At 57.4% G+C, this 15685-nt stretch carries 13 protein-coding genes; 6 read left to right on the forward strand and 7 right to left on the reverse strand.

What is annotated here, in order from left to right; genetic code table 11:
- Positions 1-62: 62 nt before the first annotated feature.
- Together QKB66_RS02320 and QKB66_RS02325 are read right to left on the reverse strand one after the other, a co-directional pair.
- On the reverse strand, positions 63-1427 hold the full coding sequence (locus QKB66_RS02320; RefSeq protein WP_248090288.1) for a PFL family protein: 1365 nt from the start codon (positions 1425-1427) through the stop codon (positions 63-65).
- Positions 1428-1429: 2 nt separating this feature from the next.
- Complete coding sequence (locus QKB66_RS02325; protein WP_062035067.1) at positions 1430-1699, reverse strand: ACT domain-containing protein; 270 nt, start codon at positions 1697-1699, stop codon at positions 1430-1432.
- A 37-nt stretch (positions 1700-1736) separates the two neighbouring features.
- Between QKB66_RS02325 and QKB66_RS02330 the strand changes: the two genes are divergently transcribed.
- Entirely contained in the window at positions 1737-2405 is a 669-nt protein-coding gene (locus tag QKB66_RS02330) for an NAD(P)-binding oxidoreductase (protein ID WP_248090285.1), read from the forward strand.
- Between the two features lie 5 nt (positions 2406-2410).
- Here QKB66_RS02330 and QKB66_RS02335 read toward each other — a convergent pair whose 3' ends face one another.
- Complete coding sequence (locus QKB66_RS02335; RefSeq protein WP_062035063.1) at positions 2411-2983, reverse strand: TetR/AcrR family transcriptional regulator; 573 nt, start codon at positions 2981-2983, stop codon at positions 2411-2413.
- A gap of 153 nt (positions 2984-3136) precedes the next feature.
- Positions 3137-5953, reverse strand: coding sequence for an aconitate hydratase (can, locus tag QKB66_RS02340; RefSeq protein WP_248090282.1), 2817 nt, complete (start codon positions 5951-5953; stop codon positions 3137-3139).
- Between the two features lie 379 nt (positions 5954-6332).
- On the opposite strand from can, the gene QKB66_RS02345 reads away from it, so the two are divergent.
- The 3 genes from QKB66_RS02345 to QKB66_RS02355 all read left to right on the forward strand — a co-directional run bounded on the left by QKB66_RS02345 (position 6333) and on the right by QKB66_RS02355 (position 11629).
- Positions 6333-6830 carry a DUF6676 family protein gene (locus QKB66_RS02345; protein WP_414252603.1) on the forward strand — a complete coding sequence of 166 codons (498 nt, stop codon included), beginning with the start codon at positions 6333-6335 and terminating at the stop codon, positions 6828-6830.
- Positions 6831-8593: 1763 nt separating this feature from the next.
- Positions 8594-10525 (forward strand): DIP1281 family NlpC/P60 protein, encoded by a 1932-nt coding sequence (locus tag QKB66_RS02350; protein ID WP_414252604.1) that lies wholly within the window; start codon positions 8594-8596, stop codon positions 10523-10525.
- A 30-nt stretch (positions 10526-10555) separates the two neighbouring features.
- Positions 10556-11629, forward strand: a complete 1074-nt coding sequence (locus QKB66_RS02355; protein WP_414252605.1) for a ferrochelatase — start codon at positions 10556-10558, stop codon at positions 11627-11629.
- Between the two features lie 6 nt (positions 11630-11635).
- On the opposite strand, the gene QKB66_RS02360 is transcribed toward QKB66_RS02355, so the two are convergent.
- Positions 11636-12403 carry a hypothetical protein gene (locus QKB66_RS02360; protein WP_414252606.1) on the reverse strand — a complete coding sequence of 256 codons (768 nt, stop codon included), beginning with the start codon at positions 12401-12403 and terminating at the stop codon, positions 11636-11638.
- A gap of 33 nt (positions 12404-12436) precedes the next feature.
- Between QKB66_RS02360 and QKB66_RS02365 the strand changes: the two genes are divergently transcribed.
- Positions 12437-13279, forward strand: a complete 843-nt coding sequence (locus QKB66_RS02365) for a DUF3097 domain-containing protein (RefSeq protein ID WP_248090267.1) — start codon at positions 12437-12439, stop codon at positions 13277-13279.
- Here QKB66_RS02365 and QKB66_RS02370 read toward each other — a convergent pair.
- Both QKB66_RS02370 and QKB66_RS02375 read right to left on the reverse strand, forming a co-directional pair.
- Entirely contained in the window at positions 13276-13848 is a 573-nt protein-coding gene (locus tag QKB66_RS02370) for a hypothetical protein (protein WP_062035052.1), read from the reverse strand. The genes QKB66_RS02365 and QKB66_RS02370 overlap by 4 nt on opposite strands.
- Before the next feature lie 119 nt (positions 13849-13967).
- Entirely contained in the window at positions 13968-14684 is a 717-nt protein-coding gene (locus QKB66_RS02375; protein ID WP_248090264.1) for a TVP38/TMEM64 family protein, read from the reverse strand.
- 222 nt (positions 14685-14906) lie between these two features.
- Between QKB66_RS02375 and QKB66_RS02380 the strand changes: the two genes are divergently transcribed.
- Entirely contained in the window at positions 14907-15524 is a 618-nt protein-coding gene (locus tag QKB66_RS02380) for a DedA family protein (protein WP_248091254.1), read from the forward strand.
- Positions 15525-15685 lie beyond the last annotated feature (161 nt).

Consider the following 15685-nt stretch of genomic DNA (forward strand, 5'->3'; position numbering starts at 1 on the left):
TGAGAACCCGTGGAGCACGGGCAACGGTGAAGGGTGAAACCTTCACCGTTACTCACACGCCATTAATTGCGGAAGCCGTGGACCGGGGCGGGGATGAAGCCGCCGCGGTTGACAAACGTGGAGTTGCCCACGGTGTTGACCGGGATGACCGGAGCGTATCCGAGCAGGCCGCCGAAGTTGACTTCGTCGCCAATCTTGGCACCCGGTACTGGAATAACGCGGACCGCGGTGGTCTTATGGTTCATCACACCGATGGCGGCTTCATCAGCGATCATGCCGGCAATCGTTGCCGCAGAGGTATCGCCAGGAAGCGCAATCATGTCGAAGCCGACCGAGCAGATTGCGGTCATGGCTTCTAGCTTGTCCATGGTGATGGCACCGGAACGCACTGCGTCGATCATGCCCTTGTCCTCGGAGACCGGGATGAAGGAACCCGAAAGGCCGCCGACGCGCGAGCATGCCATCATGCCGCCCTTCTTCACGGCGTCGTTAAGCAGCGCCAGCGCGGCGGTAGTACCGTGCGTGCCTACCTGATCCAGGCCCATGTGCTCCAGAATGTGTGCCACGGAATCGCCGAGCTCGGCGGTTGGCGCCAGGGAAAGGTCAATGATGCCGAAGGGAACGCCAAGGCGCTCGGAGGCCATGTTGCCCACGAGCTGGCCAGCACGCGTGATCTTAAAAGCGGCCTTCTTGACCTCCTCGGCAACCTGATCCAGGGTGGCGCCCTCGAGGTTGCCCAACGCACGGTCAACCACGCCGGGGCCGGAAACGCCCACGGAAACCACGCAATCCGGTTCCTCGATGCCGTGGAAGGCACCCGCCATGAACGGGTTGTCGCCCACGGAGTTTGCAAAGACCACCAGCTTGGCGCAGGCGATAGCCGACTGATACTTGGTCAGCTCTGCAGCCTCCTTGATGACCTCGCCCATGTGCTTGGCGGCATTCATGTTGATGCCCGCGCGGGAGGAGGCAATATTCACCGAAGAACAGACCAACTCAGTCGTGGAAAGCGCCTCGGGAATGGAATTGATAAGGCGCTTTTCCGCAGTGGTAGCGCCCTTTTCCACGAGAGCAGAGTAACCACCGACGAAGTTCACACCGGTCTCAGCCGCTGCGCGATCGAGCGCCTTGGCTACCTCGACCGGGTTGCCGTCGACCCCAGCAACGATCAGGCTGACCGGGGTCACCGAGATGCGCTTGTTCACGATCGGGATGCCGAGCTCTTGCTCGATGCCTTCGCAGACTTCCACCAAGTGCTTGGCACGCTCGGTGACCAAGTCATAGACAGCCTGTGCTGTAGCGTCCATAGAAGAGCGCGTGCAGCTAAGCAGCGAGATACCCATGGTGACGGTACGGATATCGAGACGGTACTTATCGATCATCTCGATCGTGTCGAGGATGCTTGCAGTATTGAATCGATTGAGCATATTTAGATCTCGTTCATTGCTGTAAACAGCGCCTCGGATTGAACGCGGATGGACTGGTTGATGTCTTCACCCACCTTGTTCATGGCCTCCTGAATCTGCTGAATCGTAACCTGCGATTCATCGAATTCCACGCGCAGAATCATCGTGAAGAAGCCAGACATCAAGGTCTGGGAGACGTCCACGATGTTGACTCCAAGTTCAGCGAGACTGGTTGTAACAGAAGCGATAATTCCGGTGCTATCCGCACCGGTAACAGTCATGATGGCAATCATGGATTAAATTCTATCGCCTTTCACGTACGGTGGGGCCATGACTTTGACGAAAAAGAAAGTACTTTACATTGGCGGACACGGAAAGGTCGGTCTGCTTGCCACCCCGAAGATGGTCAAAGCGGGCCACAGCGTTCATTCGCTGATCCGCTCCGAGTCCCAAGTGGAAGAGATCGAAAACCTAGGCGCTACCGCAGTGCTGAAGGACATCACAAAAACCAGCGCCCAAGAATGGGCTGAGCTTTTCGCGGACTTCGACGCCGTGGTGTGGGGTGCCGGTAACGGCGGCCGTGGCGGCGCGGACCTTACCTGGGCTGTAGATCGCGATGGCGCAATGGCAACTATCGACGCCCTGGAGCTGCTCAAAGCAGAGGGCAAAAAGGTACCTGATTACGTGATGATCTCCTACGTTGGCGCAACGCACAACGAGACCGATCCCAATGATGAGTCTTGGTACGCCTACGTTGAGTCGAAGAAGGCAGTAGACAACCGCCTGAATTCTTCTGAACTGAACTATGTCATCCTCGGCCCATCTGCGCTTACGGAAGAGCCAGCGGGCGGCATCGAGGTAATCGAGGATACGAATCCTCACGGCCAGACTAGCCGTGAGCTGGTTGCCGAGGTGATTACTGAAGTTGTTGGTCGCGAGAGCCTTCCGGCTAGCCCGTTGGCTTTCATCGATGGCGAGAATCCAGTCAGCAGTATTTAAGCCGGCTAGGCACCCGCTTTATCTTTACGGATGGTTTGCTCTACGAGGTCTAGCACAGCGCTAAGACCAGCGTGGTCACCGAGAGCTAGGCGGGAGATGAAGCCATCCATGAAGGTCTCGAGGTAGAGCACCAACGTGTCCACGCTGACGTCGTCGCGCATGCGACCTTCCTCAGCGTTGGACTGTAGGCGGGCACGGACTGCGTCGGAAAGCACCGATTGTTGGTCCACCCACCGCGCGCGGAACGAAGGATCGGTCCGCAGCAGTGATGAGATCTCCAACCGAGTAGCCAGCCAATCGTGGCGCTCTGGGTGGCGGAGCATCTCACTCATTACTTCGACCAAGCCGTTATTCGCAACGACCTCCGCTTGGCGGGCAGCGTCTTCACGCGCCAGCGCCAAGAACAATGACTCTTTGTCGCCGAAGTGGTGGAAGATGGCGCCGCGGGACTTGCCCGTGGCCTCTTCTAGAAGGCGGACAGTGGCTCCCTCGTAGCCATGCTCGGCAAAACACTTGCGTGCACCGACGAGGATGTCATGTCGACGTCGGTTGAGCTCAGCATCACTCACGATGGGCATAGAAAATCCGTTTCTTCTAGATTGCAAGTTAGAAATATTTAGTTCTAACCGGAGCTTGGATTCCCCGGTCAAGTCTAAAAGGGGGACCGCAAGTTATCTTGCGGTCCCCGCTCTACCTAGGGTTTTACCTAGGAATTAGATGGTGTGAAGACCTTAAGCCTTAACCATCTGGCGCAGCACGTACTGCAGGATGCCGCCGTGGCGGTAGTAGTCGGCTTCACCCGGGGTATCGATGCGGACCTTAGCGTCGAACTCGACGGTCTCGCCAGACTCCTTGGTAGCGGTCACGTGAACCGACTTCGGGATGCCACCCTCGTTGAGAGCAGAGATGCCTTCGATGTCGAAGGTCTCGGTGCCATCCAGGCCGAGGGACTCGTGGGACTCGCCCTCCGGGAACTGCAGCGGGATAACGCCCATACCGATGAGGTTGGAGCGGTGAATACGCTCGAAGGACTCGGTAATGACAGCCTTGACACCAAGCAGGTTGGTGCCCTTAGCAGCCCAGTCACGGGAAGAACCGGTGCCGTACTCCTTGCCAGCGATAACAACCAGCGGAATGCCAGCTGCCTTGTAGTTCTCGCAAGCGTCGAAGATGAAGGACTGCGGTGCGCCTTCCTGGGTGAAGTCGCGGGTGTAGCCACCAGCAACGTCGACCAGCTGGTTCTGCAGACGGATGTTGGCGAAGGTACCACGCATCATGACCTCGTGGTTACCACGACGGGAACCGAGGGAGTTGTAGTCCTGACGCTCAACGCCGTTTTCATCCAGGTACTGAGCAGCAGGGGTGCCCGGCTTAATGGAGGAAGCAGGGGAGATGTGGTCGGTGGTGACGGAATCGCCCAGCTTGGCAAGAACGCGAGCGCCCTTGATGTCCTCGACTGGGGTCGGCTCTGCCGGCATGCCGTCGAAGTACGGTGCCTTGCGGATGTAGGTGGAGTCGTCGTTCCAGTCGAAGGTCTCGCCCTCTGGCACATCGAGGGAGCGCCATGCATCGTCGCCCTTGAAGACGTCAGCGTAGTCAGCCTCGTAGAGCTCGCGGGAGATTGCCTTCTGGATGGTGTCCTCGATCTCCTCGGAGGAAGGCCAGATGTCCTTCAGGAAGACATCATTGCCGTCCTGATCCTGACCCAGAGCCTGGGTGTCGAAGTCGAAGTCCATGGTGCCGGCAATAGCATAAGCGATAACCATGATTGGGGAAGCCAAGTAGTTCATCTTGACGTCCGGGGAGATACGTCCCTCGAAGTTACGGTTACCGGACAGGACTGCGGTTGCAGCCAAGTCATGCTCGTTGATGGCAGCGGAGATCTCCTCCGGCAGCGGACCGGAGTTGCCGATACAGGAGGTGCAGCCGAAGCCGGAGAGGTAGAAGCCCAGAGCTTCAAGGTCCTTCCAGAGGTCTGCACGCTGGAAGTAACCGTCAACAACCTGGGAACCCGGTGCACAGATGGTCTTAACCCATGGCTTGGAGGTCAGGCCCTTTTCAGCAGCCTTGCGGGCGATGAGGCCAGCGCCAACCATGACGGATGGGTTAGAGGTGTTGGTGCAAGAGGTGATAGAAGCGATTGCAACCATGCCGTGGTCCAGGGTGTACTCGCCGCCGTTAGGGGAGGTGACGGTAACTGGGTTGGACTGACGGCCGGAGCCACCCTTAGCTGCGGACTCGCCGTGACCCTCACGGGAGTTGTTCAGACCGCCGGTGACGTCAACGAAGGACTCGTCAGCGTCGCCCTCGGAGGTCATGCGCTTTGCCTCAAGGGAGGACTCGTCAACGACGACGTCGCCAGTTGCGTAGGTAGGCAGATCCTTACGGAACTGCTCCTTAGCCTCGGACAGCAGGATGCGATCCTGTGGGCGCTTCGGACCAGCGATGGAAGGAACAACGGTGGACAGGTCCAGCTCGAGGTACTCGGAGTACTCTGCTTCTGGAGCGTCCTGCTCGAGCCACATGCCCTGTGCCTTTGCGTAAGCCTCGACGCGCTCGATCTGCTCCATTGGGCGACCGGTGAGCTCGAGGTACTTGATGGTTTCCTCGTCAATCGGGAAGATTGCGGCGGTGGAGCCGAACTCTGGGGACATGTTGCCGATGGTGGCGCGGTTAGCCAGCGGAATGGACTTAACGCCATTGCCGTAGAACTCAACGAACTTCTGGACAACACCGTGTTCGCGGAGCATCTCGGTGATGGTTAGAACGACGTCGGTTGCAGTAACGCCGACTGGGATCTCGCCGGTCAGCTTGAAGCCGACAACGCGCGGGATAAGCATGGAGACCGGCTGGCCGAGCATTGCAGCCTCAGCCTCGATGCCGCCAACACCCCAGCCCAGGATGCCCAGGCCGTTTTCCATGGTGGTGTGGGAGTCGGTACCGATACAGGTATCTGGGTATGCGACACCGTCGTTGTCGAAGACGACGCGGGACAGGTACTCGATGTTGACCTGGTGGACAATGCCGGTTCCCGGTGGGACAACGCGGAAGTTGGAGAAGTTCTCAGCACCCCAACGCAGGAACTGGTAGCGCTCCTGGTTGCGCTCGTACTCAATTTCAACGTTCTTCTCGAGCGCTTCTGCGGAACCGAAGGCCTCAACGATAACGGAGTGGTCGATGACCATCTCTGCCGGGTTCAGCGGGTTAACCTGCTCTGGCTTGCCGCCCAGAGCGGAGATTGCCTCACGCATGGTGGCGAGGTCGACTACACACGGAACACCGGTGAAGTCCTGCATCAGAACACGTGCCGGAGTGAACTGGATCTCGGTGTCCGGCTCAGCGGACGGATCCCAGTTAGCAAGTGCGTTGATGTGATCCTTGGTTACATTCTTGCCGTCCTCGTAGCGCAGCTGGTTCTCAGCAAGCACCTTCAGGGAGTAAGGCAGCTTCTCCAGGCCAGCGACTGCGTTGATGTCAAAGTAGTCATAGGACTTGCCGTTGACGTCAAGAGTCTTCTTGGCACCGAAGGAGTTTAGGCTTTCAGTCACAGGGAGCTCCATTCCTTGTTTGTTAGAACAAAAGTTCATGGTTTCCAGCTCTACCGCCTTAAAAGTAAGCCGCCACTTTCCTTGTTTATATATATGAGGAATAAGGCGCTTGCTTCTAAGGCTAAGGTGCTGGAAACAAGAAGAACGCGAAGGTTCGGAAACCAGTCTAATGGTTTCGACCGACGACCGTGTCAACTATAATAGTACGAGCGTTCTGTTTCATCTTTTTGGAAAGTTCCGCGCGTCACATAGGCGATCCCGATGATGGCAGCGATACTTTATGAATCGAAGCTGCTCGCTCACGGGTGCCCATGGGTTGCTATTTATAGGGTGGGTTACGGCAAGGCAGCATTAGCAACCGAAGTGGAGGAGGGGAGCAATGAGTGTGGAAAGTACTGAGTCTCCGGTGATTGATATCGCTGACCTCGCCGCGCAGTTACGCGCGGATGGCTCCGCCTTTACTAATACGGACCTGGCCCACGATCAATCCGTCCAGGACTCCATTTCTGCGGCGTTGCATGCCGGCCATGGCGTTGCTGTTGTGGATGACTACACCGCCACTGCGGCAGAAAGCCGCAACCTTGCCGTCGATCTTCAAAATGCCACGGGATTAGACACCGTCATTGTTCAAGTGCCTTCGCATGTCTCTGCCGTGAGTGGCTCGCTGACGCGTGCGGAACTCGAAGCAGTGCAACGCCAGATTCCTAGGGGCATCGATCAGGTTGAACTCCTTGAACGCTTTTATGACGGCATAGATCGGTTTGACGTCCATTCGGTGATTCTCACCGCCTTGATGATGGTGCTCGCACTCGCCGTTGCTTGGATAGCTTTCAGGTCCGCATCAAAGCGTGAAACGCGTTCCGGGAAAATGGGCTAGGCCCAACGGCGGGACGATTGCCCGCCGAGACTCGGTTCAACCGAAGCTCGAAGATTTCTCTCGTTTTCAGCGTTTTGGAAACTCTTAGAATTAGGTTTGTTCGAAAAACTATCCCCAGAACCTGGGTGAACCGTTGAGGTCACCGGGTGCCGTATGAGGGTAACCGCGCGGTTGCCATCAACCCGAAAGTTGGCCATCAAATTTGCCGATCTGGCTACACCCGAGTCATCGATCTCGCGCGGATTCAGACCTCAATCCGTTGGGAATTTGCCTCCCATTTAACGCTGGGCGAGGCGATCATTTTGCGCCCTTTAGTTAAAGCGGAAACCAATCCATGCCCATCTGGCGGCTGTGAGATTATGGGCATCTGGGTGCCGACGGCCGTCGAAATTGAGCTATCGAGTGCCAAATTCCAAGAGCGGGGTAGGGGATTTAGTCAACCACCCTGGCTTGACAAGCGGTGGGGGAGGGGCTGCAAAAGGGGGTTTGTATGGAGATTTCGCCAGTAGTGTGACGAAGCGCACAATCACGAGACGGTAACAAAATCATTGCAGGTTGGATGCCTTTGTAACGTCATGTGGCGCGACTTGACTGGAGTGAACTTTGAGAAAAGTGTGCGCGACGGTGTGTCGGTGACGTATGGTTCGAATATCGACTCACGGGTTGACTCTTGTTCCATACGTTCATGGGCCAAGCCTTGACTCTCAATCGAGATGACACACGGGTATGTGGGGAAGCACGCCACGAGTGGAAATCGCGGGATTGAGGTTCGCCGCCTGGCTCACGATGAGCAGATGGGATGGGGCCTAATTGTTTGAAGCCCTGACGCACAATGCATTAAGGCGCGAGCCTTTAACTCTGTTGTGTGTCAGAGGCGGCGGCGTCGTAAAGCAGCGCTGGCTTATTTCGAACACACCTGGCACCCCAAGAACGATTCGTTGAAGCCGATTCCAGTGTTCGAATTTTTTAAGAATTGACACACCCACATTCCGATTGGGGACAAGCAAGCCGGATGGTCTTGTCGTCGCCTCACCGGGTGCCGGTGCAACTTCAGCCTTCTGGGCGAGAAGCTACTGCGGGTTCTCGGTGAGGGGATGGCAATGCGATCCGCATAGCGAGTTACTCGTAGGGCTAGCTTCGTGCGGCCCGTTCAAGGTTCGTGGATTTTGCTTTCCGCCCTCCCGGTCGCGCGCAAGCGCAACGGTATTGCGGCGTCAGCAGGCCACGGATTTTAGAGCGGTTCATACGGGGGTTAAGACGCGAGTTCAACAAAGCATTGCTTCTCCCGCGCCCGTAATTGGCGCATAAACGTCACGCATTTTCACCGTAGGCACAACCTGCCTAAAGGTCGTACTGTCAGGGCGGTGTACGTATCTAACGCGTATATCTGCACCTATTCCAGGCGGCCTGGTGCCGGGTAACGTGCCCCTAGCTTTTGCCATTGTGCGGTTAGGCAAAAGAGTTTAAAGGGGTGCGCTAGTTAAGCCATGCGCTTTTAAGCTGGCTTAAGTTAAGCCCCGGGCATTCCTATATCTAAATCAACAGTGCAAACCCGCTAGCTTTCTGCCAGCCAGTTCTCTGACAGGCACATCTGTATCTTGTGCCGAGGTAGATGCTCGATGTCTACCTCGCTGGTCGAAGGTGAGGGCTCTCGTAGCTGCCATCGGGTTTGGCTGGGCTGATTGAGGCCGATTGTGTAGGGATGGGCTTTTGCATGCAGTGAAACGATTCGGCGAAGTGTGGGTGTCTAGGAGATACTTCTCGTGGCCACCATCTTTAAGTACGGCTCCCGGCGTCTGAAGACGCTGCTAGCCACCGTCGCAACCACCGCGACGCTATCTACCGTTTCCACCCTTGCTCCGGTTGCCGCCCAGGCGGAAGAACCGGTCAACATCCAGTCCTTGCTTTCCTCGGAAGATGCATCTGTCGCTGACCTTGCTGGCGCCATTGCCACCATTGAAGAGCAGATTGCGAAGCTCGAGGGAGAAATTGGAATGCGACGTGAGGCAGTAAACCGTGCCTTGGTCGACCTCCAGGACGCGCGTACGGAAGCCGCTCAGGCTCGCCGTGGCACCACTGCGGCGCGTGATGAACTCGATTCTGCACAGTCGGAAGTCGAAAAGGCTCAGAAGAAGCTCAATGAGCTTTCGCGTACTGCTTACCGCCGTGCCAATACTTCTGACGCCGTCTCCACGGCTGCGGGAAATGATGCGCGCGGCGACATGCTGGAGCGCCAGACCTATCTGCATACGCAAGCTAAGGATCAGCAGGCGGTTTTGGATCGGTTGGAGCGAGAGCGCACCGAGAAGGCGAACAAGGAATCGCAGCTTCGCAAGACCCAGGAGTTGGCACAGCTGCGCGAGGAGAAAGCTACCGAGGCTGAGGCTCAAGCGCGTCAAACCCTGGAAGAAAGCCAGTCGAACGTGGCCGAGTTTTCCTCCGAGCGCGAGAGCTTGCTAAAGCAGCGCTCCCAGGTGCAAGATGTGCTAAATCAAGCCAAGGGGCTAGATTCAAAAGGATCTAAGACTGAAGCGCCTGATTCAAACGTCAAGTCAAATGACTTGACAAAGAAGGAAGCTCAGACCGATAGCGCGGCTACTTCGCAGGCGCCGGCGGCAGGCTCCCAGGAGTCCGCGGCGGCTTCCACTGAGCAGGACGCGTCCGCATCCAACACCGCTAACGCGGCGGCAAGCACTGCTGCGGGCGCAACGCAGTCGGCGTCGGAAAGCGCTTCTGCGAATGCTAATGCCAACGGTGGCGAAGCGGCGACTGCTTCTGGCGCTTCCGCGGCGGAGTCATCTACATCTGCTACCGAGTCTGATTCGATGATGCAGGGCGGCGAGCCGGATTCCGTAACCCGGGACTTCCGTGCGGATAAGTCTGGCTCGCAGCTTAGCGCGAGCGACGTCCAGAAGGCAGCGGAGGCGGCCCAGGAGCTGTCTTCGGATCCGAACGTGCAAAAGCTTTCCTCCGAAGGTTTCGGCATGCAGGGTTCTTCCGTCGACTCCTCGACGCTGGCGCTCGCGGGCACCGCAATCGGTGCGGCTGCCGCGATTGTTGGTGCGGCCCAACCAAATCATACGGGCTTGACACAGGAGGAACTGGACTCGCTGGCGCAGGGTTCCTCGCAGCTCGCAGCACTCCAGGGCGGCAGCACCACCAGCAACACCGAGGATGATGAATTGACCAATGAGGTCTCTGACGTCCTGGGCGAGTTGGACACCACGGATGATGTCACGGAAGAAGCAACGAACGCGCTTGGCGATGCCGACCGCAGCGCGAAGATTGAAGCGGTCATTGCCCGCGCAAAGTCCCAGATCGGCATGCCCTATGCATGGGGCGGTGGCAACGCGAACGGCCCCACCAAGGGCATCCGCGACGGCGGCGTGGCTGACTCCTTCGGCGACTACAACAAGGTCGGGTTCGACTGCTCTGGCCTTACGATGTACGCCTTTGCCGGTGCCGGCATCTCCTTGCCGCACTACACCGGCTACCAGTACCAGAAGGGTACTCAGGTCCCAGCTAGCGAGATGCAGCGCGGCGACCTTATCTTCTACGGGCCCGGCGCAAGCGAGCACGTAGCTATCTATCTTGGCGACGGCACTATGATTGAGGCCCCTCAGTCTGGATCTAACGTTCAGATTTCTCCAGTCCGTTGGTCTGGAATGACGCCTAATGTCGTGCGCCTCCTCTAAGCCCCAACCTTTGGTTGGTAAAATTGCGGTATGACTGACGCACAACAGCTTGCCCGCAATTACGACGCCCTCCTCGTTCTTTCTTTCGGTGGCCCGGAAGGAAACGAGGAGGTCGTTCCGTTTTTGGAGAACGTTACCCGCGGGCGCGGCATTCCACGTGAGCGCCTTGAGGTAGTGGGCGAGCACTATTTCCATTTCGGCGGCGTAAGCCCGCTAAACAAGCTCAACCGCGAAATCATCGACCACGTCGAGCAGGAGCTGAAAAAACGCGGACATAATCTACCTGTCTACTTCGGTAACCGTAGTTGGCACCCATTCGGCACCGAGACAGTGGAGCAGATGGCTGCCGACGGCGTGCGTAACGCCGCCGTTCTCGCAACCTCTGCGTGGGGCGGTTACTCTGCCTGCCGCCAGTACGACGAGGATATTCGCCAGCTGCGCGAGCATCTCGCGGAAAAAGGCCTGCCTGAGATTGAGTTCACCAAGATCCGTCAGTTCTACGATCACCCGAAGTTCATCGCAGAGATGACACAGGCGGTAAAGGATGCCTATGCCAAGATCCCCGAGGGCAAGCAGGCACGCATGCTCTTTACTGCGCACTCCGTACCTACCGCGCACGATAACGTCTGTGGCGGCGAAGGCGATAAAAATATCTACTCCCGCCAGGTCGCCGAAGCCTCCCGTCTCGTGGCAGAAGCCGCAGGTGTAGCTGACTATGACTTGGTCTGGCAGTCGCGCTCCGGCAACCCAAAGACCCCATGGCTCGAGCCCGATATCGTCGACCACACCACCGAAATTCATGACAAGGATGGCGTTGAGGCGGTCGTCGTTTGCCCGATCGGCTTCATCTCCGATCATATGGAGGTTGTATGGGACCTTGATACGGAACTTAAAAAAGCGGCCGATGAGATGGGCGTGCTCGTTGAACGTACCCGTACCGCTGGCCCGACCGATTCCTTTGCATCGATGATCGTGGATCTTATCGAGGAGCTCGAGCACGATAAGCAGTGGGAGAGCCTTGGCAACGTCACCGTTCAAGGCTGTACTACTAACGGCGACCCCTGTGCTGAGGGCTGCTGCGATATTTGGTCGCTGCGTAAATAATGGCGCTTAGCGGCTGAAATCCGAAAGCGCGTGTGCAACGCCCGCCATACGCGCTTGACGGATATGTCGCCACAGCCCTAAAAGGTGATGATCGAGGCTGTGATCGTTCATTCTTTCCGTCACGGTTTCGATAATTGCGCCCACGCGGTCTGCACGGGCGAAAAGCTTTGCGGCCCGCGGTAATACGGATCGTGGAAGTCCCGGAGTGTCATAAAAATCACTGAGACTGCCTACGGTTAACCGTGGATTATGCAAAGCATCCGATTTATAGCCCGCAGCTTCGATGAGTAGTGCGGCTTGGTTGGTTGCCTTGCTGAGCAGCTCGTCAGCCTCGCCCGGGCTCAGCCACGCAGGTGCAGGCAAGGGCAGTTCCTCCTCGAACACGCGCCAAGTGGTACTGGAGTTTCCATAGTGGGGCACGAGCACTAAGTGACGGATGCGATTATTGGTGCGCACAACGATTGCGCCCGCATCGCTTGCGGCCGCCGCCTTCCAAGACTTCGAGCCTGCCGGCAATAACGGGGACTCGCCCGGCCCGGAAAGGACAAGACGCAGCACAGGTTCGCGCTCGCCGTTTTGCACAATCTCGGAAGTTTCTGCCCGCAGGTAAGCTAGCAAATCCACAAAGGGTGCTTCATCCTCCATCACCTGCAACCCACCGAGCTCCTGCATCGCATCCAAGAGATCGTCCGTGGATTCGTGTCCCCACAGCCAGGCGCCCAGCCAGACTGCGGTGTTTTGTAAAGGAGACCAAACCTCGGCGCGCATATCCATGACGGTAAAGTTTAGTAGATAGACTTTTGGCCCATGAGTATCGATCCATACGGCGGCGACATCTTTGCAGGCCATAAGCGCGCACAGAAGAAGGAGTACCCAAAGGTTCCAGCAGAACCTGGAATGGTTGTTGAGGTACGTGGCGATGACTTTGTCGGCGCAGTGATGGGCGTGGACAAGACCGTGTTTGGTCAAGTAGTCCGCCTCGAGGATCGTTACGGAAATGAGCGTGTTTTCAACTTGGTGGAAGGTGGCTTCCTGCTGGAGGGGCAGCCGGTCACCCTGACGCGCTACGTCGAAAAGCAGGCCCCGCAGAAGTCCAACTCCGGTTCGCGGCGGGTGGCCAATGTTGAAGCAAAGGTTGCGGCACCCTCGCGCATCTGGGTTGAGGGCATTCACGACGCCGCGATTGTGGAGAAGGTCTGGGGTCATGACCTGCGCGTTGAGGGCGTCGTCGTGGAATACCTGGAGGGTCTAGACAACTTGGAAGAACGTCTCGCTGAGTTCCAGCCTGGCCCCGGCAGGCGCGTCGGCGTTCTGGCAGACCATCTAGTCGAAGGTTCTAAGGAAACCCGCCTTACCCAGAGTGTGGGCGAGCACGTGCTGGTAACGGGCCATCCTTTTATCGATATTTGGGCGGCAGTAAAGCCCGAGCGTTTAGGTCTTCGCGAATGGCCGGAGGTGCCATACGGTGAGGATTGGAAGACGGGAATCGCTAAGCGCGTGGGTTGGTCTGACCCGAAGGAAGGCTGGAGCCGAGTTTATACCGCCGTCAAAACGTTCCGGGATTTAGATCCGACGCTGATTGGAGCGGTGGAAAGGCTGGTCGATTTCGTGACCACGCCCGAGCTTTCGAAAGCTGACCTCGGATATTAAAGGGTATCGGCGCGTTCAATGATGTTGACCGCCAGCTGCCAACCCGCCATCTCGGCGGCCCAACCAGCGGCCTGCAGACGCTGCGACATTGCCTGCTTGGAGATGCCGAGTTCCTCGGCTGCCTCATTCTGATTTAGGCCAGCGCGCACTAGCGAGGTTGCCTCGCGGCCCTCAATCGTGCGCTTGTGGAGCACGAATCCAAGCAAGGCAAAGGTGGCGGCGATATCGTTAGCTTCCGAAGCGCGCCCTCGCTTGCTGATCTTGGCGTATACCTGGCCCGCGCGCGCCGAGCCTTTCAGCGCGGCAGTGGCCACCTGGCGGGCAGCGTCTTCGTCGCCGCTTGCTCCGGGGGATACGCCGATGCCGATGGCCCAGTCACCGTCGGCAAGCAGCGCCATGACAACGTCACACACGGAGGACGCAGAGTGCGCCACCGCGCAGATGTCCTCGACACCCAGAACGTGGAACTCACCGACTCCGTCGAGCGTGGAAAGGGCGGTGGCGGATCGCTGCACCAGTTCCGCGCGGCGTACCGAACGGCCGCGATAACGTGCGTGTACAGCGAGCATTGTTCCTCCTAGGGGCGAAGAATATTCAAAGCGAAGTGCTAATCAGCATAGCGCCCATAAAGTCTATAGATGAAACTTGACTCGCTGGTCTTTGGCTTTCATGGCGTTTGAGGGTTTAACTAGGGGCGCATCGGCAACTTGGCGTCGAGAACCAAGCCTGCGACGCCTATGGCCGCGAGGACGGCGATGGCGACGAAGATCCAAGGCTCGGATTGGCCGGTCAGGGTATCACCGAAGAATACGCCGATGGCGGTAGTGGGAATGGAGCCCACAAGTGTGGCCACGGTGAATTGGCCGACTGGGATAGGGGTGAGCGCGGCGACATAATTGAGGAGGGAAAAGGGCACGCCTGCCACCATTCGCAAGCTTGCGATGGCAAGCCACCCGCGCCTTTCTAACCTCGTGTTGATTTTGAAGACCGCAGGGTGGGTTAAGTGCGGGCGAATCCAGTCGCCGAGGAGAAGACGAACGATGAAAAGCGAAAGCACTGCAGATGCAGTCAATGCCGCAAGAGAGATGCTAAGACCGAGCCAAGGGCCGAAGAGGATGCCGGCAGCCACGGTCCAAAAGGTGCGGGGCAGCGGAAACTGCGTAAATATGACATAACCTAGAAAGAAGGCGATGATGAACCAGGTGCCCATATTCTCGGCCCAGGAGCGAAGGGCGGTGATGTCGGGGACATCGACAAGCGCTGCGGCAACGCCTAGGCAAATGGCCGTAGTGAGGACGACCAACCATCGCGTGGCTGACCAACCTTGCACGGCGGCGACTGCAGAGGCACAGACGTCTTTTGCGAAGCCGCCCAAGCTACGCAGCCATCCAAGAAGTCGAGTCATGGATAAAACAGTAGTGGGCCAATCTTTGGATGTGGAATCGCGGTGGCTGAACGTATGCTGTGTCGATCGCGACAATTTGCCGTGAAAGGCCATGTCGAGCTGTACTAAGTGGCAAGACAGGGGAGATACTTAAATGCAATCACCTGCGCCTCCTTTTGGTTGAGGCGCTTTAAGAATTTTTTGGAGTATCGAGTGGACGCAATTTCTAACCTTTTGTCCTACATGGACGCTGCGACCCTATTGGAATCATTTGGGCCATGGGTAATCGCCGGCATTGCCGTCGTTGTATTCATTGAGTCGGGCGTTTTGTTCCCGTTCCTGCCGGGTGACTCGCTGCTGGTTACAGCGGCGATCTTGCGCGACCAGCTGCACGTGAATATCTGGACGCTTCTCGGCGTGGGTATTGTGGCTGCAGTGCTGGGCGATCAAGTTGGTTACTACCTGGGCCATCGCTTCGGCCGCCGCCTATTCAAAGATGATGCACGCATCTTGAAGACTGAGCACCTCGTCGCGGCAGAAGAATTCTTTGCCAAGCATGGCCCGGTTGCGCTTGTGCTCGGCCGCTTCGTACCGATTGTTCGTACCTACATCCCGGTTGCCGCTGGTACAGCGAAGATGCCTTATAAGAACTTCGTGGGGTGGAATGTCTCTGGCGCCATCGCGTGGGTAGTGTCGATGAATCTGGTGGGCGTCTTCCTAGGCAATATTCCGGGTATCGCGGACTCGATTGAGAAGATCATGTTGCTCATCATCTTCCTTTCGGTACTACCTATCATTATCAAGTACTTCATCGAACGCCGTAAAGCGAAAAAGCTTAAGGGTTCTGAGGCTGTGGTCTAGGCGGCTACCTTGGCAGCGGTCGCGCTTCCGAGGCAGGCGAGAGTTGTGCGCCTTGTTTTACCATGTGGATAATTGCCCTCATCTTAGCTCGAGGCAGGGAGGGCAATAGATAATACGGAAAAAGTCTCGGGCCACCGTGTGAACGATGTCCCGAGACTTTC

It is taken from the genome of Corynebacterium sp. c25Ua_89, from assembly GCF_047459735.1.
Classification (GTDB): Bacteria; Actinomycetota; Actinomycetes; order Mycobacteriales; family Mycobacteriaceae; genus Corynebacterium; species Corynebacterium simulans.